The following is an 18,648-nucleotide window of genomic DNA, read 5'->3' as shown; positions in this document are numbered from 1 at the left end:
CGCCCGGACTACTCCGTACGGGTGTTCAGACCGCCTGCGAGGCGACGTACGCGCCCCGCTTCTCGATGGCCATCTGGTACAGCCGGCCGGCGCGGTACGAGGAGCGCACCAGCGGGCCCGACATGACACCGGAGAAGCCGATCTGCTCGGCCTCCTCCTTCAGCTCCACGAACTCGTGCGGCTTGACCCAGCGCTCCACGGGGTGGTGGCGCACGGAGGGACGCAGGTACTGCGTGATGGTCACCAGCTCGCAGCCCGCCTCGTGCAGCTGCGTGAGGGCCTCGCTGACCTCCTCGCGGGTCTCGCCCATGCCGAGGATGAGGTTCGACTTCGTGACCAGACCGTAGTCGCGCGCCTCGGTGATGACCTTCAGCGAGCGCTCGTAGCGGAAGCCCGGGCGGATGCGCTTGAAGATCCGGGGGACCGTCTCGACGTTGTGCGCGAAGACCTCGGGGCGGGACGAGAAGACCTCGGCGAGCTGGGCGGGCTCGGCGTTGAAGTCGGGGGCGAGGAGCTCGACCTTGGTGCGGCCGGCCTCGCGCTCCGCCGTCTGCCGGTGGATCTGGCGGACCGTCTCGGCGTACAGCCACGCCCCGCCGTCCTCCAGGTCGTCGCGGGCGACGCCGGTGATGGTGGCGTAGTTCAGGTCCATCGTGACCACGGACTCGCCCACGCGACGGGGCTCGTCGCGGTCGAGTGCCTCCGGCTTGCCCGTGTCGATCTGGCAGAAGTCACAGCGCCGGGTGCACTGGTCGCCGCCGATCAGGAACGTGGCCTCGCGGTCTTCCCAGCACTCGTAGATGTTGGGGCAGCCCGCCTCCTGGCAGACCGTGTGCAGGCCCTCGCTCTTCACGAGGTTCTGCATCTTCGTGTACTCGGGGCCCATTTTCGCCCGGGTCTTGATCCACTCGGGCTTGCGCTCGATGGGGGTCTGGGCGTTCCGGACCTCCAGGCGCAGCATTTTGCGTCCGTCGGGTGCGACTGCGGACACATCGGCTCCCTGTAGCTTCGATTCTTCGGCGTACACCAGGGTACGCCCGTACGGTTCTCGGCCCCCGGGGTGGGCAACCTTGCGGACCGGGGGTGCATTCCCGGGGGTTTTCTCGCCCCCGCCGCCCCTACCCGTCCCATCCTCAACCTGGGGGCTCCGCCCCCAGCCCCCCATCGGCCTGAACGTCCTCGTCCTCAAACGCCGGACGGGCTGGAGATGCGGGCCGGGGTGGGTGGGGTGCGACCCCGACCTCGCCCTGAAACGCCGGACGACCCAGAGCCTTTAGGGGCGCGGGGAACTGCGCGGCCGGCCCCCACCGGCCCGCAGTCAAACGAATCGGGCGGCCGGCGGATCCGGGGCGCAGCCCCGGCCCCAGGGGCGCGGGGAACTGCGCGAGCAACCCCCACCGGCCCGCGGTCAAAGGACTTCGGGTGGGCGGGGGACGCGGGGCGAAGCCCTGCCCTGGGGGCGCGGGGAACTGCGCGAACGGCCCCCACCGGGCCCGCAGCCAAACGAACCGGACGTACGGGGGCGCGGGGAACTGCGCGAGCAAGCCCCACTCACCCGTGGCCGGCATTCGTCAGGCCGAGGCCCGTTCGACCTCGCGGGGGCGCAGGTCGGCGTTCCCCAGGACGTCGCGGAGGTGCTTCTCCGCGACCGGCAGGACCTCGGCGATGGTGACGTCGCGCCCCAGCTCGTACGCCAGGGACGTCACCCCCGCGTCCCGGATCCCGCACGGGATGATCTTGTCGAAGGAGGATGTGTCCGGATTCACGTTCAGGGCGAAGCCGTGCATCGTGACGCCCTTGGCGACCCGAATCCCCATGGCGCAGATCTTCCGGTCCTCGCGCCGCTGCCCGGCGTTGGAGGGCGCGTACTCGGGCCCGTTCAGACGGGGGTCGAACTCCTCGTCCGTCAGCCGCAGGTCGAAGTCGAGGGAGAGCCCGCCGAGGGAGGGGCGCGCGGCGACGGGATCGCCCAGGACCCAGACGCCCGCCCGGCCCTCCACCCGGCTGGTCTCGACGCCGAACTCGGCGCAGACCCGGATCATGACCTCTTCGAGCCGCCGCAGGTGCGCCACCACGTCCACCGGGCGCGGCAGCTTCTGGATCGGGTAGCCCACGAGCTGCCCGGGCCCGTGCCAGGTGATCTTGCCGCCGCGGTCCACGTCGACCACGGGCGTGCCGTCGAGGGGTCGTTCGCTGTCCGCCGTACGCCGGCCCGCCGTGTAGACCGGCGGGTGCTCCAGGAGCAGACAGGTGTCGGGGACCTCGTCCAGGAAACGGGCGGCATGCACGCGGCGCTGCTCGTCCCAGGCCTCTTGGTACTCCACGGCCTCGGCACCGAATCCCATGCGGACGAACCGCAACTCACTCACGGCAAGCGCCTCCCTAGAAGCCTCAGAACCTTCAGAACCTGTGGTGTGGCAACCGGCGGGCCCGTTGCGCGGCAGGCGAAAGAACCTTTCGTCAGGTACGTAACGCGCCCACGCCACTGTACGTCCGGGCCGCGCGCGTCAGCCCAGCGGTCAATCCTCACACGATCGGATGAATGTATGCCGATGCGTGCGATCAGGTGCTTACTCTCCGCTACATTCGCGCCGTCCACGAGGCCATAAGGGCTGCTCACAGGCAATCCGGGCACCCAGTGATGCCCGGAAGGCAGGAGACCGCACCGCAGATGACGGAACGACCCGCGCAGCGCACTCCCAATCGCCAGCTCGCCGCGCTCATCGCAGAAGCGGGGTTCTCCAACGCGGGTCTCGCCCGTCGCGTGGACCAGCTCGGACTCGAACACGGACTTGACCTGAGATATGACAAGACATCGGTGACGCGGTGGCTGCGCGGGCAGCAGCCCCGCGGCACCACGCCCGCCCTCATCGCCGAGGTGTTCACACGGCGCCTCGGCCGTCGCCTCACCGCGCAGGACCTCGGGCTCGACGCCTGCGCGCCCGTCTACGCGGGCCTCGAGTTCGCCGCGACCCCCGAGGAGGCCGTCGACATCGTCAGCGGCCTGTGGCGCAAGGACTCCGGCAGCCACGCCGAGCTCCGCAAGATCGCCTTCACCCCGGCGGGACTCGTCGTCCCCAGCCGCGACTGGCTGATCGGACGGGCCGACGACCGGGTGAGTCGCGGCGACCAGGCCGCCGCGCGCATCCCCGCCCAGGGGCGGCCCGCGGTCCCCCGCCAGCGCAGCCAGACCGAACGCGGCCCCGGCCAGAAGGTCACCGGCGGGGACATCGCCGCCCTGCGCTCGGTGGGCGAACTGTTCCGCGCCCTCGACCACGCCTACGGCGGCGGCCACGCCCGCCAGGCCCTGGTCCGCTACCTGGAGCACGAGGCCGAGCCCATGCTGCGCGGCGCGTACGGAGAGCAGACCGGCCGCCGCCTGTTCGCGGCCGCCGCCGACCTCACCCGCCTCGCCGGCTGGACCTCGTACGACATCGGCGCGCACGGGCTCGCGCAGCGCTACTTCGTGCAGGCGCTGCGGCTGTCGCAGGCGGCCGGCGACCGGGCGTACGGCTCGTACGTCCTGGTCACCATGAGCCGGCAGGCGGTCTACCTCGGCCACGGGCGTGAGGCCGTGCAGCTCGCCCGGGTCGCGCAGCAGGGCGTCGGCTCGTCCGTGCCGCCCGTCGTCCAGGCGCTGCTGCACTCCGTGGAGGCGCGCGGGCACGGTGTACTCGGGGAGGTGCGGGCCTGCACGGCGTCGCTGGTGCGCGCCGAGCGGGCCCTCGAATCCGCCCGGCCGGGGGACGAGGCCCCGCACTGGGCGCGGTTCTTCGACGAGGCGCAGCTCGCCGACGAGTTCGGGCACTGCCACCGGGATCTGCAGCAGTACCGGGCCGCGGCGCAGCACGCCGAGCGCTCGCTGCAGTTGCGGGCGCCCGGCTTCGCGCGCAGCCGGCTGTTCTGCCGGGTGGTGCTCGCCTCGGCACGGCTCGGGCTCGGTGAGCTCGACCAGGCCTGCCTGTTGGGCGCCGAGGCCGCGGGGCAGGCGGCGGAGATGCGGTCGGTCCGGGCCGTCGAGTACGTACGGGACTTCGAGCGGCGGCTCGAACCGTACCGGGACGCGGCACCCGTACGGGGCTACCGGGATCGGGTGGCGGCCCTGGGCTGACTCAGGCCGCCGTTTCCAGAGGCTCCTCCGTCGCGGCCGGACGGGCGCCCAGGTCCATCAGGAGGGCGTGGGCGGCCCGGCGGCCCGAATGCAGGGCGCCCTGGACCGTGCCGGTGTCCCGGTGGTCCCCGCAGACGTACAGGCCCGCCAGGAGGCGCACAGGGCGGCGCAGGTCGTGCGGCGGGGGCATCGCGGGGACCGCGTCACGGGTGTGGTGGACCGCGAGGAGTTCCCAGCGGGTCGTCGACGTGCCGTAGAGACGGGCCAGTTGGGCGCGGACCGCGGTGTCCAGATGGGCGGCGGCCGGGGGAGTGCCCAGCACCGTCGAGGAGACGAGCGCCCGTCCGGCGGGGGCGCGGGACGGGTCGACCTGGCTGATGACCGCGGTCTGCGCCACCGGGCCGCTCCGGTCGGCGTCCAGCAGCAGGGCCGGGTCGGTCAACGGCGGCTCGTCCGTGGTGTGGTGCAGGACCGTCACCGGATGGAAGGCCGGGACGCGCAGACCGGGCAGCAGCCGGGCCGCGGCGCGGGCTCCGGTCGCCAGCAGGATGGCCCGGCAGCTGAGTTCGCCGTGGTCCTTCGTCGTCACGGTGGTCGTGGAGACCGCGGTGACCTCGACGCCGGTGTGGACGGTGCCCGGGGGCAGGGAGGCCGCCAGGAGCTCCGGCAGGGTGTCCGCGCCGCCCTCCGGCAGACACAGCCGGCCCGACGCGAACGAATGCAGGGCCAGGTCGGCGGCGCGGCTGGAGGTGGTGAGGGCCGGGTCGCACAGGAGTGCGGCGAGCAGGGGGCGCAGGAAGCCGTCGACCGCGCGGGGCGGCAGACCACGGGTGGTCAGCGCGTGTGCGGTGGGGAGGTCGGGGCGGGTGAGGAGGCGTTCGGGTGGTGTGACGGCGAGGCGGGCGAGGGCGGTGGCCAGGCGGGTCTGGTCGAGGTGGCCGCCGAGGGGGCCGGGGCGGGAGGACTGGCTCCGGGGGAGACGGGGGGCGCTCGCGAGGGCGCGTGCGGCGGTGAGTGCGCCCCTTGCGCTCCGGGGGGTGGTGGGGGCGGCGGCTCGGTGGTGACGGCCGTCGCTGTGCAGCAGCACGCCCGGCGAGAACGGGCGCAGGGCCAGGGTGTTCAGGCCCGGGGTGCGGTGCAGTTCGGGGTACGACGTGGACAGGAGCCGGCCGATGCGGTCGAGCCGGAAGCCGTCCACCTTCTCCGTCGTCATGCGGCCGCCCACGGTGGGGGCGACCTCCAGAACCTTCGTCGTGAGGCCTGCCCTGGTCAGGTGCTGGGCGGCCGCGAGTCCCGCGGCTCCGGCCCCGACGATGACGACGTCCACGTCCGCCTTGCTTACGGGCTCTAGCACGTACCCCTCCTCGAGGTTGCGCGGCCGGTGGGAACGTCATGCCCCCAACCTGCCCTGGGGATACCCGAGTTCGGGTCGAGGGTAGGTGTGTCTGGAGCCGTGGACAGTCGCGCGTCGGGCGTGCACGGTCGCATGGGGGTGCACGGATTCTCTGTCCGCGGGTGAGCGGGCGCCGTTCGCGCAGTTCCCCGCGCCCCTGGGGCGGGGCCCCGCCCCGCATCCCCGGGCGCCCGGACTCGTTTGGCTGCGGGCCCGGTGGGGGCTGGTCGCGCAGTTCCCCGCGCCCCCAGGACGGGGCTTCGCCCGCGCCCCCCGCCCACCCGAAGTCCTTTGGCTGCGGGCCCGGTGGGGGCTGGTCGCGCAGTTCCCCGCGCCCCCAGGACGGGGCTTCGCCCGCGCCCCCCGCCCACCCGAATTCGTTTGGCTGCGGGCCGGTGGGGGCTGGGCGCGCAGTTCCCCGCGCCCCTGAAGGCTCTGGGGCGTCCGGCGTTTCAGGGCGAGGTCGGGGGGCGCACACCACCCACCCCGGCCCGCGTCTCCAGCCCGTCCGGCGTTTGAGGACGAGGCCGTTCAGGCCGATGGGGGGCTGGGGGCGGAGCCCCCAGGTTGAGGATGGGACGGGTAGGGGCGGCGGGGGCGAGGAACGTTTTTCAGCGCAGCGCCGCCCGCAACGCTTCCTCGATCGACGGGAAGGCGAAGGTGAAGCCGGAGGACAGCAGGCGGGTGGGGTGGACACGTTGACTGCCCAGGATGTCGCCGGACATGTCGCCGAGGGCGAGGCGCAGGAGGGGAGCCGGGGTGGGGAAGACCGTGGGCCGATGCAGGACGCGCCCCATCGCCTCGGTGATCTCCCGGTTGGTGAGCGGCGTCGGCGCGGTGAGGTTCACCGGCCCGGACAGCGACGACGTGTCGATGAGATGCCGGATCGCGGCCACCTCGTCATGCAGGGAGATGTAGCTCCAGTACTGGCGGCCGTCCCCCATCCGCCCACCGAGCCCCGCTTTGAAGAGCGGAAACAGCTTCCCCCACGCCCCGCCCTCACGGGCCACCACCAGCCCCGTACGGGCGAAGACGGTACGGACACCCGCCTCCCGCGCCGGTGCCGCCGCCCCCTCCCAGGCCACGCACACGGAGGAAAGGAATCCCTCCCCGGGCGGCGCCGACTCGTCCACCACCCGGTCGCCCGTCTCGCCGTAGAACCCGATCGCACTCCCGTTGACGAACACCCGTGGCCGCTCGTCGAGAGAGGCCACCGCCGCGGCCAGCGTCGCCGTCCCCCGCACCCGGCTGTCCAGGATCTTCCGCTTGTACGCCTCCGTCCACCGCCGCGAAGCGACCCCCGCCCCCGCGAGATTGACGACCGCCGCGCACCCGGCGAGCCCCGCGGCGTCCATCCGCTGCCCGTCCGGATCCCACCGCACCTCGTCCTTCCCGCGGGGCGCACGCCGTACGAGGCGGACCACCTCGTGTCCGTCCGCGGTCAGGGAGCGCGTCAGCGCCGAACCGATCAGGCCGGACGCACCGGCGATCGCGACACGGGACCTACGGGAATCCGGAGCGAGCGGTGAGTCGTTCATGCGCCCATCCTGCCGCGCGCGCCGGGAAAGTACCGGACGGAACTGCGCGGGGCCGCCGTAAAGTGACCTTCATGCCGGTACCGCACATACGCATCGCCACCCTCGACGACGAGGACGCGCTCGGCCGTCTCGACCGTGTCACCTGGTCGACCCAGCACGCCGTCATGCCACGCCCCCAGCCGCCGTACGAACCCTTCTACAACGAGCGGTTCGGCCCCCGGGACCACCACGTCGCCGAACTCGACGGCGTCCTCGTCGGCTACATCCGGCTGGGCTATCCCACGCCCCTCGCCTGCAACTCCCACGTCCGGCAGATCCAGGGACTTGTCGTCGCCGAGGAGGCGCGCCGCGCGGGCGTCGGACGAGAGCTGCTGCGGGCCGTGATGGACGGGGCCCGACGGCAGGGCGCCCGGCGGATCACGCTGCGCGTCCTCGGGCACAACGCCCCGGCACGGAAGCTGTACGAGTCCGAGGGCTTCCAGGTGGAGGGCGTCCTGCCCGAGGAGTTCCTGCTCGACGGCCAGTACGTCGACGACGTGTTCATGGGCCGCTTTCTCTGAGCTACGAGGTGATCAGGTCACCCGTGTCCACCGGTGTCGTCGCGGTCGCCGCGCGCTGGGCGTCGCCCGCGACCTCGTCGGCCGTCAGGACGTAACCCGTCTCGTTGTCCGAGGTCGAGCGGGCGAACACGACGCCGTACACCCGCCCGCCGGTGGTGAGGAGTGGGCCGCCGGAGTTGCCGGGGCGGACGGTGGAGCGGATCGAGTAGATCTCCCGGGTGACCATGCTCGAGTTGTAGATGTTCTGGCCCCGCGCGTTGATCCGGCCTGCGACCGTGGCCGCCTGGAGATCCAGACCGCCGTCCTGCGGATAGCCCGCGACGACCGCCGAGTCGCCGCGCTTGGCGCTGTCGTCGAAACGCAGGAGGGGAACCCTGAGGTCCGGCACGTACAGGACCGCGACGTCCTTGCGCGGGTCGAAGAACACCACCCGCGCCGAGTACACACGGCCCACACCGCCCACCCGCACGGTCGGGTTGTCGATGCCCGCCACCACGTGGGCGTTGGTCATCACGTGCTGCGCCGCGTACGCGAACCCGCTGCCCTCGCGGCCCTGGTTGCCCGCGGCGCCCTCGATCTTCACCGTGCTGCGCTTGGCGGCGCTCGTCGCCGCCGCGGTGACGCTGTCGCCGGAGGGCTTCGCGACACCCGCCGTCGGCTCGTTCTCGAACGGGTTGAAGACCTGCGGGAAACCCGCCTCCGTCAGCGCCGAGGTGGCTCGTGAGAACCAGGTGGGCGTGGTGTCCGGCATCGCCGTCTGTACGGCGCCCAGCAGCGCGGAGTTGCGGATCGACTGGGTGATGAGGGTGGACGAGGAGGCTCCCAGGACGCTCGCGGCGACCCAGGCCACCAGCAGCACCGCCACCGTGTTCGCCGCCGCTCCGCCGACCCCGTCGGCCACCCGCAGCGGCCCCTGGTCCAGTTCGCGGCGCAGCTTCAGCGCCAGCCGGCCCGCCAGCTCGTGGCCCACCACGGCGGGTACCAGCACCGTCAGCACGGCCGTCACCGTCGCCGCCGACGTCCCCGCCGTCACCAGGTCCATCATCCACGGCAGCACCCATACGCCGATGACGGCGCCGCCCACGAACCCGGCCAGCGAGACACAGCCGGCTACCAGCCCGCGCCGGTAGCCGGACGCCGCGTAGGCAAGGATCACCAGCAACAGCAGGATGTCGAGCAGGTCCACGGAGCCGCCTTTCTCTTGGGCCCCTTAGTACGCGTGGGGCAGGCCCAGTGATCAGGCACGCGCGCGTGGAGCCGGGAAACGGCCACGCGTGCGTGGACCTGTAAAAACGTCCCGGACCAGGACGATGGTTCCACCAGGTGGCACAGCACACATCGCGGGGGGACCGGAACCGGGGCAGGGTGGCTCCATGCGTGTCTTCCGAAAGGCGCGGGGGGCCTGGACGCGGCTGGCGCGGAGGGTGTGGGCGCGGCGTGCCACCGTCGTCGTGCTCGGGTGCGTGCCCGGTCTGCTCGCCGTGCTCGCGCTGGTGGTGTGTGCGGTGGGGGTCGACCGGAAGGTCGTCGCGCGCGAGCGGCCGGTGGCCGCGCCGCTGCCCGCGGGTCCGCATCGCGCGGCGCGACCGGTCATCGTGCCCCGGTCGCGGTGGCTGGACGCCGGGAGCGCGCACGCGCAGCCGCCCGCCCGCTACGACGACCACGTCGTCGCGGTCTTCGTGCACCACACCGACTCGCCGAACGCGTACGAGTGCGCCGACGTGCCCCGCATCATCCGCTCCCTGTACGCCGGTCAGACCGGCGTCCGGCGGTGGGACGACATCGGGTACAACTTCCTCGTCGACCGCTGCGGCACGATCTACGAGGGGCGGGCGGGTGGGGTCGACCGGGCCGTCACCGGAGCGCACACGCAGGGGTTCAACCATGGCACCGCGGGGATCGCGGCCATCGGTACGTTCGGGGCGGGGACGCCGGTGCCGCGGGCGATGACCGAGGCGATCGCTTCGTTGGCGGCGTGGAAGCTGGGGCTGTCCGACGTGGATCCCCGTGCCACGGTGCGGCTCGTCTCCAGCAACGACCTCAGCCGTTACACCGCCGGTACGAGTGCGGTGCTGCCCACGCTGGCCGGGCACGACGCGGGCTTCATGACCAACTGTCCCGGCGCGGCGCTGGCGTCCCAACTCCCCGGAATCCGCTCCCGAGCCGCCCACCTCCAGGGCCGCTGACCCCGCCGACGCACTTCGCCCGCCGACCGCCGCTCACGCAGTTCCCCGCGCCCCCAAAACGGGGCTGCGCCCCGTATCCCCGTCCGCCGGGGGTTCTTCGGCTGCGGGCCGGTGGGGGCTGGTCGCGCAGTTCCCCGCGCCCCTGGGGCGGGGGCTTCGCCCCGCATTGCCCCTCTTTTAGCCTGTCCGGCGATTGAGGACGAGGACGTTCAGGCCGTTGGGGGGCTGGGGGCGGAGCTCCCAGGTTGGGGATGGGACGGGTAGGGGCGGCGGGGGCGAGGAACGTGTTCACAGACAGTGCACAGTCGAGTCAACGGTGTCTCAGATTGGCCCTCTCTAGCGTTCTTCCCATAGCAGCCGACCGGAGGTGGGGAAGATGAGCAGCAGGCGTACCGAGAAGACGGGCAAGGCGAACAGGGCGGCCGGCGCGCGGGGTTGGAACACCGCGTTGCGGACCCCGTGGACCGTGGCCTGCGCCGTGGTGACGGTCCTCGTGGGACCCGCCGCGGCCACCGCCTCGGCACTGGACCGAGCCAACGCCGCACCCCCGTACCACGCCCACGAGAACCACGAAGACCACGAAAGCCACAAGAACCGCGAGACACGTCTCCCGTACGTCACCCCGTACGCCACGTTGCCTCAGTCCCTGAAGCGCTCCCACAGCTTGGGATAGCGCTCGGCCAGCACGGACTCGTTCTCGAAGTCGAGCGGCGTACCCTCCGGCTCGGGCGACGCGGGCGGAATGCCCAGGTCGGGCGCGACGACCCCGGTCAGCTGCTCGTACGCCTCGTCCGCGGCGTACCCGAGCTCCTCACCGTCCCCGTCGAGGTCCTCGTCGAAGTCGTCCAGGAGGTCGGCGAGCGCGTCGGGATCGTGCATCGCGCCCTCGAAGACCTCCCGGCCCTGGCCGATCAGCCAGCACCGGAAGAAGTCGAAGGCGTCGTCGCTCACCCCGTCGAGCAGAACCCACGCCGCGCCCCACAGATCCCAGCGGTAGGCGCGGTTGTAGCGGGCCTCGAAGTGACGGGCGAAGTCGAGCACGGCGTCCGGGTCCAGCTGGACGAGCCGTTCGACGAGCAGGTCGGCGTGGTCCTCGGGGTCGCCCTCGACGGCCTCGCGGGTCGTGTCCACCAGCTCCCAGAACTCCGTCTCGTCCATCACGGGTCCAGCATCGGGCCTGAACGGGAGTGACGCACGCGGAGTGCCGCAGATTGTTATGCACGCACATGCCGACGGTAAAACCGCGGGCTACGAGGCGTTTTCCCGGTACAGCGCCGCCAGCCGCACCGCGTCCCCCGCGAATCGCTCCCGCAGCGCCGTCGGCGAGAGCACCTCCACCTCCGGCCCGAGCCCCGTCAGTTGCGCATGGGCGACCTCCTCGGACTCGACGGGGAGAGTGACCGTCACCCAGCCCCGCCCGTCGGGGTCACCGCACCCGTCCAGCGCCTGTCTGGCGGACGCGGGGTCGACGACGTACGCGAGTCTCCGCACGCCCTCCGGAGACAGCCGTACGACGGCCTCCGCCCGCAGGATGGACCGTGCGAACTGCCCGGCCCGCTCCGCCCAGAACCCGGGCAGGTCGAACCCGTCCTCCCGGGTGAAGCACTCCGTGGCGGGCCTCACCTCCGTGAAGCGGTCGATCCGGTAGACCCGGAAGGGGCCGGACCCGCCCGGCCCGGGCTCGGGCACCCGCGCGCACAGGTACCAGACGCCCGCCTTCAGTACGAGCCCGTACGGTTCGAGGACCCGCTCGACCTCGGCAGTCCCGCGCCGGTACCCCGCGGTGATCCGACGGTCGTCCCAGACCGCCTCCGCGACCACGGGCAGCAGCTCGGGCGTCTCGGGTTCGTCGAACCACGCGGGCGCGTCCAGATGGAACCGCTGTCCCGCCGCCCGCGAGGCGTCCCGCAGGGAGGGGAGCAGGGCGGCGGACACCTTCAGGCGCGCGGCGGAGGCGGCGTCCTCCAGACCCATGTCCCGCAGGGCCCCCGGCACCCCGCTCAGGAACAGCGCCTCCGCCTCCGTACGCGCCAGGCCCGTCAGCCGGGTGCGGTAGCCGCCGATCAGGCGGTAGCCCCCGGCCCTGCCCCGGTCCGCGTACACCGGAACGCCCGCCTCCGACAGCGCCTGGGCGTCCCGCGTGATCGTCCGTTCGGACACCTCGAGCTCCCGCGCCAGCTCGCCGGCGGTCATCGACGGCCGTGACTGGAGCAGCAGCACCATCTTGATCAGGCGGGCAGCACGCATACGGCCATGATGCCGGGCCCCACCGACAGCGAAGCGGCACGCGGGAACGCCGAAGGGCGCGGCGGCCGTAGCCACCGCGCCCCTCGCGAAACACCGGGAACAGGCGGACCCTCAGAGTCCGTAGCGCTCCCGCGCTTCCTTCACCGCGGACGCCTTGACCTCGCCCCGCCGTGCCAGCTGCGCCAGCGCCGCGACGACGATCGACTGCGCGTCGACGCCGAAGTGGCGACGGGCCGCCTCACGGGTGTCGGAGAGGCCGAAGCCGTCGGCACCGAGCGAGGAGTAGTCCTGCTCGACCCACTGCGCGATCTGGTCCGGGACCTGGCGCATGTAGTCGGAGACCGCGAGCACCGGGCCCTCGGCGCCGTGCAGCGCCTGGCGGACGAACGGCATCCGCTCCTCGCCGCGCAGCAGGGCCGCGTCGGCCTCCAGCGCGTCGCGCCGCAGCTCCGTCCAGGAGGTCGCGGACCACACGTCGGCGGCCACACCCCACTCCTCGGCGAGCAGCTTCTGCGCCTGGAGGGTCCAGTGGATCGCCGTGCCGGAGCCCAGCAGCTGGATGCGCGGGGCGTTGGCGACGGGGGACAGGCCCGCCGACTCGGCCGTGTTGAAGCGGTAGAGGCCCTTGACGATGCCCTCGTCGATACCGAGGCCGGCCGGCTTGGCGGGCTGCGGCATCGGCTCGTTGTAGACCGTCAGGTAGTAGAAGACGTTCGAGTCCTCGCCCGGGGCCGCCTCGCCGTACATCCGGCGCAGGCCGTCCTTGACGATCGTCGCGATCTCGTACGCGAACGCCGGGTCGTAGGACAGGGCGGCCGGGTTGGTCGCCGCGATGACCGGGGAGTGGCCGTCGGCGTGCTGGAGGCCCTCGCCCGTCAGCGTCGTACGGCCGGCCGTGGCGCCGACGAGGAAGCCGCGGCCGAGCTGGTCGCCGAGCTGCCACATCTGGTCGGCCGTGCGCTGCCAGCCGAACATCGAGTAGAAGATGTAGAAGGGGATCATCGCCTCGCCGTGCGTGGCGTACGCGGTGGACGCGGCGATGAAGTCCGCCATGGAGCCGGCCTCGGTGATCCCCTCGTTGAGGATCTGGCCGTCCTTGGCCTCCTTGTAGTACATCAGCTGGTCGCGGTCGACCGGCTCGTACGTCTGGCCCTTGGGCGAGTAGATGCCGAGGGAGGGGAAGAGGCTCTCCATGCCGAAGGTGCGCGCCTCGTCGGGGACGATCGGCACCCAGCGCTTCCCGGTCTCCTTGTCGCGGACGAGGTCCTTGATCAGGCGGACGAAGGCCATCGTCGTCGCCACGTTCTGCGAGCCGGAGCCCTTGTCGAAGGACGCGAACGCCTTGTCGGCGGGGGCGGGCAGCGGAGCGAGCGCGTGCGTACGGCGGGCCGGGGCCGGGCCGCCGAGGGCCGCGCGGCGCTCCTGGAGGTAACGGACCTCGGGGGAGTCGGCGCCCGGGTGGCCGTAGGGAACCACGCCGTCGACGAACTGGCTGTCGGAGATGGGCAGCTCGAGCAGGTCACGCATCTGCTTGAACTCGTCCGTCGACAGCTTCTTCATCTGGTGATTGGCGTTCTTGGACGCGAAGCCCTCGCCGAGCGTGAAGCCCTTGACCGTCTGGGCCAGGATCACCGTCGGCGCGCCCTTGTGGGCGAGGGCGGCGCGGTAGGCCGCGTACACCTTGCGGGACTCGTGGCCGCCGCGGGAGAGGTGGAAGCACTCGGTGATCTTGTCGTCGCTCAGCAGCTTCGCCATCTCGACCAGCGCCGGGTCGGCGCCGAAGAAGTCCTGGCGGATGTAGGCGGCGTCGCGGGTCTGGTACGTCTGCACCTGCGCGTCGGGTACCTCGCGCAGGCGGCGTACGAGCGCGCCCGTGGTGTCGAGTTGGAACAGCTCGTCCCAGGCCGAGCCCCACAGCGACTTCACGACGTTCCAGCCGGCGCCGCGGAACTGGGCCTCCAGCTCCTGCACGATCTTGAAGTTGGCGCGGACCGGGCCGTCGAGGCGCTGCAGGTTGCAGTTGATGACGAAGGTCAGGTTGTCCAGGCCCTCGCGGGAGGCGAGTGCGAGTGCCGCGGTCGACTCGGGCTCGTCCATCTCGCCGTCGCCGAGGAACGCCCACACGTGGGACTGCGAGACGTCCTTGATGCCGCGGCTGGTCAGATAGCGGTTGAAGCGCGCCTGGTAGATCGCCGACAGCGGGCCGAGGCCCATGGAGACGGTCGGGAACTCCCAGAGCCAGGGCAGGCGCCGCGGGTGCGGGTACGACGGGAGGCCGTTGCCGCCCGCCTCCTGGCGGAAGTTGTCGAGGTGCTGCTCGGTGAGCCGGCCGTCGAGGAAGGCGCGGGCGTAGATGCCGGGGGAGGCGTGGCCCTGGATGTAGAGCTGGTCGCCGGACCCGTCACCCTCCTTGCCCTTGAAGAAGTGGTTGAAGCCGGTCTCGTAGAGCCAGGCCGCGGAGGCGAAGGTGGCGATGTGGCCGCCGACGCCGTGTTTCGCGCCCCGGGTCACCATCGCGGCCGCGTTCCAGCGGTTCCAGGCGGTGATCCTGGCTTCCATCGCCTCGTCGCCGTCCACGACGGGCTCGGCGGCGGTGGGGATGGTGTTGACGTAGTCGGTCTCAAGCAGCTTGGGCAGCGCGAGACCGTTGCCCTCGGCGCGCTCCAGCGTGCGGCGCATCAAGTACGCGGCACGGTGCGGCCCGGCCGCCTGGGTGACGGCGTCCAGGGAGGCCTGCCATTCGGCGGTCTCCTCGGGGTCGCGGTCCGGGAGCTGGTCGAGCTCGCTCGGCTGGATTGCGGTGGGGTCGGTCATTGCGCCGCCTTCCGGATGCGGAGGGGGGTTCCCTCATCGGCAAGGGGTTTTCGGGGGTGCCCTTATGTCTTTGGCAGGACAGGGCGGCGGGCTCTGGTGGGAGCCCAGCGCTGACTGTAACTCCCTGATCGATGATCGATCAAAGGGTTGAAGGCGAAAACCTCTTCGTATCGCAAAAGTCGGCACGGGGTGCCTTGACAACAGGCACGGGGTGCCTTGGATTCCCAGGGTTTCCCCAGGTGAGCGTGGGTGCGCTCGGCTGTGTCACGGGCGCGGCGCGCAGCCCAGCACATGCGCCTTCACCAGGTCGGCGATCAGTGGATCCCGGCGCCGGAAGGCGTCCACGAGCGCCTCGTGCTCCTCCGCGTACGACTGCTGGACGGTTCCCAGCCAGCGAATGGACAGGGCGGTGAAGACCTCGATGCCCAGGCCCTCCCAGGTGTGCAGGAGGACGGAGTTGCCCGCGGCGCGCACGAGTTCGCGGTGGAACGCGACGGTGTGGCGGACCTGGCCGGTGCCGTCCGACAGCCGGTCGGCCTCGTACAGCGCCGTGACGTGCGGCTCCAGGGCCGAGCAGTCCTGGGCGAGCCGCTCGGCCGCCAGCTCGGCCGCGATGGCCTCCAGACCGGCCCGTACGGGGTAGCTCTCCTCCAGGTCGGCGGCCGTCAGGTTGCGCACGCGCACACCCTTGTTGGGCGCCGACTCGATCAGCCGCAGCGACTCCAGTTCGCGCAGTGCCTCCCGCACCGGGGTCTGGCTGACCTCCAGCTCGGTCGCGATCCGCCGCTCCACGATCCGCTCGCCCGGCTTCCAGCGCCCGCTGACGATCCCCTCCACGATGTGCTCGCGGATCTGTTCGCGCAGCGAGTGGACGACGGGCGCGGTCATGAGGGGCTCCTTCGCTGGGGGCGGGCCGGCCCCAGGGGCGTTTGACCTTTAGACAATAAGGCCGCAGCCCCGTCGGAGAGAGGCGTACGGGGGCGCTTTCATGCAGGTGAGACGAGACTTACACGCTGTCAGAGCGGCCGCGGCTGTAAAGACCCGTACCGGGTGGGGTCCGGAGGCGTCACGTCCGTGTCACTCCGAGAACCCGCAGGCCCCGCACGGTGTGGAGGTCTGCACAGGGGTTTCGGCGCGGGGGTTTCCACGGGGGCTCCCGCGAGCGCCAGGGGGTCGGCATGGGCGGATGGGGACGCAAGCGGGGGTTGCGCTGGGCTGCGGCGGCCGGGGCGGTCGCGGCCGTGGCGGCGTGCGGGCCCGTGGACACGGGGGCGGCCGTGCGGCCGAGTGCGGCGCGGGCCCACGGCACCCCGGTCGCCTCCGGCGGGGCGTGTGTCTTCGTCAAGCCGGACGGCGCGCGGAAGTTCGGGCACGTCGGCTGGGGCTTCCGGATCACCGGCACCGACCGCTGGGTGTACGGCGCGGTGGAGAACCCGTCGAACGCGCTCTACACCCCGCCCGGAGGCGACATCGGCGCCTGGCACGCGGAGGGCACGTACGCGCGGATGCTCGGCGACATGTCACGTGACGCGCACTTTCCAGGGAAGTCCACCCACCCGTACAGCCGCTACCGCTGCACCGACTCGTCGACCAGTGACGTGAACTCCGCCCGCGCCATGATCCGTAAGGTCGAGAAGCGGGGCTTCCTCGTCGGCGTCGACCCGGAGACGGGGGACCTCGGCTCGCGCGACTGCCTGGACGCTACGTACGACGTCCTCAGGGCGTACCGGACGCGGCACCTGACACCCGCGTACCCGACGGAGATCCCGAACCTGTGGGTGGAGACGCTGGTGCTGTGGTCGGACAGCGCGCTGAAGCCGCGGTGACCTGCGGCGGAAACGCGAAGCCCCTTGTGGGCGGAAACGCGAAGCCCCCGTCCGGAAGGTTCCGGACGGGGGCAGCGCGCGTGCGGGGGTGGTTACAGGCCGAGCTCGACCTCGAACTCGCCCGCCTCCAGGATCGCCTTGACCGCGGTCAGGTAACGGGCCGCGTCGGCGCCGTCCACCAGACGGTGGTCGTAGGAGAGCGTCAGGTAGGTCATGTCGCGGACGCCGATGACCGTACCCTCCTCCGTCTCGATGACGGCCGGACGCTTGACCGTGGCACCGATGCCGAGGATCGCGACCTGGTTCGGCGGCACGATGATCGTGTCGAAGAGCGCGCCGCGCGAGCCGGTGTTGGAGATGGTGAAGGTGCCGCCGGACAGCTCGTCCGGAGTGATCTTGTTCGCCCGGACCTTGCCCGCCAGTTCGGCGGTGGCCTTGGCGATGCCGGCGATGTTCAGGTCGCCCGCGTGCTTGATGACCGGGGTCATCAGGCCCTTCTCCGAGTCCACCGCGATACCGATGTTCTCGGTGTCGAAGTAGGTGATCGTGCCCTCGTCCGCGTTGATCCGGGCGTTGACGGCCGGGTGGGCCTTCAGCGCCTGGGCCGCGGCCTTCACGAAGAACGGCATCGGGGAGAGCTTGACGCCCTCGCGGGCCGCGAAGGAGTCCTTCGCCTGCGCGCGCAGCCGCATCAGGCGGGTGACGTCGACCTCGACGACCGAGGACAGCTGGGCCTGCTCGTGCAGGGCCTTCACCATGTTGTCGCCGATGACCTTGCGGATGCGGGGCATCTTGACGGTCTGACCGCGCAGCGGGGAGACCTCCAGGGCCGGCGCCTTCTTGGCCGCCGGGGCGGCAGCGGCCGGAGCCGGGGCAGCGGCGGCGGCCTTCGCGGCCTCGGCGGCGGCGAGGACGTCCTGCTTGCGGATACGGCCGCCGACGCCGGTGCCCTTGACGGAGGCCAGGTCGACGTAGTTCTCCGCGGCGAGCTTGCGCACCAGCGGGGTCACGTACGCGCCGTCGTCAACGGCGAGCGCGGCGGACGCGGGAGCCGGGGTGACGGGAGCGGCAACCGGCGCGGGGGCCGGAGCCGGCGCGGCGGGCGCGACCGGGGCGGCGGCCTGGACCGGAGCCGGGGGCGCGACCGGGGCGGCTGGCGCCACCGGGGCCGGGGCGGGCGCCGGAGCCGCGGGGGCGGCCGGAGCCGGGGCGGCAGCGGCGGGGGCCGGAGCCGCGGGAGCCGGGGCGGCGGCCGGAGCCGCGCCCGGGGCACCGATGACGGCGAGCTTCGCGCCGACCTCGGCGGTCTCGTCCTCGCCGACCACGATCTCCAGCAGCACGCCGGCGACCGGCGCGGGGATCTCGGTGTCGACCTTGTCCGTGGAGACCTCGAGCAGCGGCTCGTCCTCCGCGACCTCCTCGCCGACCTCCTTCAGCCAGCGGGTGACGGTGCCCTCGGTGACCGACTCGCCCAGCGCGGGCAGCACGACGTCGGTACCGGAGGCGCCACCGGCCGGAGCGGCGGCGGGGGCCGGGGCGGCGGCGGGAGCCGGGGCCGCGGGGGCCTCGGCGACCGGGGCGGGAGCGGCCGGAGCCGGAGCCGGGGCGGCCACGGGCTCGGCGGCCGGAGCGGGGGCGGCGGCGGGCGCGCCCGTGCCGTCGTCGATGACGGCCAGCTCGGCGCCGACCTCGACCGTCTCGTCCTCGGCGACCTTGATGGAGGCGAGGACACCGGCGGCGGGGGAGGGGATCTCGGTGTCGACCTTGTCGGTCGACACCTCGAGCAGCGGCTCGTCGGCCTCGACGCGCTCGCCCTCGGCCTTCAGCCAGCGAGTGACAGTGCCCTCGGTGACGCTCTCACCGAGCGCCGGAAGGGTTACGGAAACCGCCATGGTTTCTGTTGCTCCTTACGAATGGTGCGGAAGTCTGTGGTCGTCGTCGCGCCCAGGGGCGACGCGATGACTGAAATCAGC

14 protein-coding genes and 1 pseudogene are annotated in these 18,648 nt (G+C 72.3%); 5 read left to right on the top strand and 10 right to left on the bottom strand.

Translation table 11 applies throughout. The features are described from left to right. Nucleotides 1-25: 25 nt before the first annotated feature. Both lipA and lipB read right to left on the bottom strand, forming a co-directional pair. Nucleotides 26-991 (bottom strand): lipoyl synthase, encoded by a 966-nt coding sequence (lipA, locus tag FNV62_RS16910; RefSeq protein WP_054229279.1) that lies wholly within the window; start codon nt 989-991, stop codon nt 26-28. A 580-nt stretch (nt 992-1,571) separates the two neighbouring features. After that, a complete protein-coding gene (gene lipB, locus FNV62_RS16905; RefSeq protein ID WP_144315353.1) occupies nt 1,572-2,369 on the bottom strand; it encodes a lipoyl(octanoyl) transferase LipB in 798 nt (265 codons plus the stop codon). A gap of 302 nt (nt 2,370-2,671) precedes the next feature. On the opposite strand from lipB, the gene FNV62_RS16900 reads away from it, so the two are divergent. Further along, complete coding sequence (locus FNV62_RS16900) at nt 2,672-4,111, top strand: hypothetical protein (RefSeq protein ID WP_054229281.1); 1,440 nt, start codon at nt 2,672-2,674, stop codon at nt 4,109-4,111. 1 nt (nt 4,112) lies between these two features. Here the strand turns inward: FNV62_RS16900 and FNV62_RS16895 are convergent. Further along, nucleotides 4,113-5,471, bottom strand: a pseudogene (locus FNV62_RS16895) (NAD(P)/FAD-dependent oxidoreductase); the annotation flags it as partial. 644 nt (nt 5,472-6,115) lie between these two features. Beyond that, nucleotides 6,116-7,042, bottom strand: coding sequence for a TIGR01777 family oxidoreductase (locus FNV62_RS16890; RefSeq protein ID WP_144315352.1), 927 nt, complete (start codon nt 7,040-7,042; stop codon nt 6,116-6,118). A 71-nt stretch (nt 7,043-7,113) separates the two neighbouring features. Between FNV62_RS16890 and FNV62_RS16885 the strand changes: the two genes are divergently transcribed. Beyond that, nucleotides 7,114-7,602 carry a GNAT family N-acetyltransferase gene (locus FNV62_RS16885; RefSeq protein WP_181360876.1) on the top strand — a complete coding sequence of 163 codons (489 nt, stop codon included), beginning with the start codon at nt 7,114-7,116 and terminating at the stop codon, nt 7,600-7,602. Between the two features lies 1 nt (nt 7,603). Here FNV62_RS16885 and FNV62_RS16880 read toward each other — a convergent pair whose 3' ends face one another. After that, entirely contained in the window at nt 7,604-8,788 is a 1,185-nt protein-coding gene (locus tag FNV62_RS16880) for a MarP family serine protease (protein WP_060902030.1), read from the bottom strand. Between the two features lie 187 nt (nt 8,789-8,975). Between FNV62_RS16880 and FNV62_RS16875 the strand changes: the two genes are divergently transcribed. Together FNV62_RS16875 and FNV62_RS16870 are read left to right on the top strand one after the other, a co-directional pair. Then, the gene (locus FNV62_RS16875; RefSeq protein ID WP_225900267.1) at nt 8,976-9,788 is read left to right on the top strand and encodes a peptidoglycan recognition protein; all 813 of its coding nucleotides are present in this window, start codon (nt 8,976-8,978) and stop codon (nt 9,786-9,788) included. Between the two features lie 376 nt (nt 9,789-10,164). After that, nucleotides 10,165-10,461, top strand: a complete 297-nt coding sequence (locus tag FNV62_RS16870; protein ID WP_143613132.1) for a hypothetical protein — start codon at nt 10,165-10,167, stop codon at nt 10,459-10,461. Here the strand turns inward: FNV62_RS16870 and FNV62_RS16865 are convergent. From FNV62_RS16865 to FNV62_RS16850, 4 genes are all read right to left on the bottom strand, one after another. Then, nucleotides 10,428-10,946: a DUF4240 domain-containing protein gene (locus FNV62_RS16865; protein ID WP_054230746.1), complete on the bottom strand. Its 519-nt coding sequence runs from the start codon at nt 10,944-10,946 to the stop codon at nt 10,428-10,430. The two genes, FNV62_RS16870 and FNV62_RS16865, sit on opposite strands and share 34 nt — an antisense overlap. Before the next feature lie 90 nt (nt 10,947-11,036). Next, nucleotides 11,037-12,035 carry a helix-turn-helix transcriptional regulator gene (locus FNV62_RS16860; protein ID WP_143613130.1) on the bottom strand — a complete coding sequence of 333 codons (999 nt, stop codon included), beginning with the start codon at nt 12,033-12,035 and terminating at the stop codon, nt 11,037-11,039. Nucleotides 12,036-12,146: 111 nt separating this feature from the next. Then, nucleotides 12,147-14,849 carry a pyruvate dehydrogenase (acetyl-transferring), homodimeric type gene (gene aceE / locus FNV62_RS16855; RefSeq protein WP_054230748.1) on the bottom strand — a complete coding sequence of 901 codons (2,703 nt, stop codon included), beginning with the start codon at nt 14,847-14,849 and terminating at the stop codon, nt 12,147-12,149. Nucleotides 14,850-15,113: 264 nt separating this feature from the next. Beyond that, complete coding sequence (locus tag FNV62_RS16850) at nt 15,114-15,737, bottom strand: GntR family transcriptional regulator (RefSeq protein WP_054230749.1); 624 nt, start codon at nt 15,735-15,737, stop codon at nt 15,114-15,116. Between the two features lie 290 nt (nt 15,738-16,027). On the opposite strand from FNV62_RS16850, the gene FNV62_RS16845 reads away from it, so the two are divergent. Continuing rightward, nucleotides 16,028-16,675, top strand: coding sequence for a hypothetical protein (locus tag FNV62_RS16845; protein ID WP_143601415.1), 648 nt, complete (start codon nt 16,028-16,030; stop codon nt 16,673-16,675). 92 nt (nt 16,676-16,767) lie between these two features. Here the strand turns inward: FNV62_RS16845 and sucB are convergent, their stop codons facing one another. After that, nucleotides 16,768-18,567, bottom strand: coding sequence for a 2-oxoglutarate dehydrogenase, E2 component, dihydrolipoamide succinyltransferase (sucB, locus tag FNV62_RS16840; RefSeq protein WP_144315351.1), 1,800 nt, complete (start codon nt 18,565-18,567; stop codon nt 16,768-16,770). Nucleotides 18,568-18,648: the final 81 nt, after the last annotated feature.

It is taken from the genome of Streptomyces sp. RLB3-17, assembly GCF_007113425.2.
GTDB classification, from domain to species: Bacteria; Actinomycetota; Actinomycetes; order Streptomycetales; family Streptomycetaceae; genus Streptomyces; species Streptomyces mirabilis_D.
This window is presented reverse-complemented; position numbering and strand designations above follow the sequence as displayed.

What these genes read in the sequence shown, in the direction of transcription:
- FNV62_RS16875 (WP_225900267.1), top strand. Translation starts at nt 8,976, where the DNA reads ATGCGTGTCTTCCGAAAGGCGCGGGGGGCCTGGACGCGGCTGGCGCGG.
- FNV62_RS16890 (WP_144315352.1), bottom strand. Translation starts at nt 7,042, where the DNA reads ATGAACGACTCACCGCTCGCTCCGGATTCCCGTAGGTCCCGTGTCGCG.
- FNV62_RS16885 (WP_181360876.1), top strand. Translation starts at nt 7,114, where the DNA reads ATGCCGGTACCGCACATACGCATCGCCACCCTCGACGACGAGGACGCG.
- sucB (WP_144315351.1), bottom strand. Translation starts at nt 18,567, where the DNA reads ATGGCGGTTTCCGTAACCCTTCCGGCGCTCGGTGAGAGCGTCACCGAG.
- FNV62_RS16850 (WP_054230749.1), bottom strand. Translation starts at nt 15,737, where the DNA reads ATGACCGCGCCCGTCGTCCACTCGCTGCGCGAACAGATCCGCGAGCAC.
- FNV62_RS16860 (WP_143613130.1), bottom strand. Translation starts at nt 12,035, where the DNA reads ATGCGTGCTGCCCGCCTGATCAAGATGGTGCTGCTGCTCCAGTCACGG.
- aceE (WP_054230748.1), bottom strand. Translation starts at nt 14,849, where the DNA reads ATGACCGACCCCACCGCAATCCAGCCGAGCGAGCTCGACCAGCTCCCG.
- FNV62_RS16870 (WP_143613132.1), top strand. Translation starts at nt 10,165, where the DNA reads ATGAGCAGCAGGCGTACCGAGAAGACGGGCAAGGCGAACAGGGCGGCC.
- FNV62_RS16865 (WP_054230746.1), bottom strand. Translation starts at nt 10,946, where the DNA reads ATGGACGAGACGGAGTTCTGGGAGCTGGTGGACACGACCCGCGAGGCC.
- FNV62_RS16845 (WP_143601415.1), top strand. Translation starts at nt 16,028, where the DNA reads ATGGGCGGATGGGGACGCAAGCGGGGGTTGCGCTGGGCTGCGGCGGCC.
- FNV62_RS16900 (WP_054229281.1), top strand. Translation starts at nt 2,672, where the DNA reads ATGACGGAACGACCCGCGCAGCGCACTCCCAATCGCCAGCTCGCCGCG.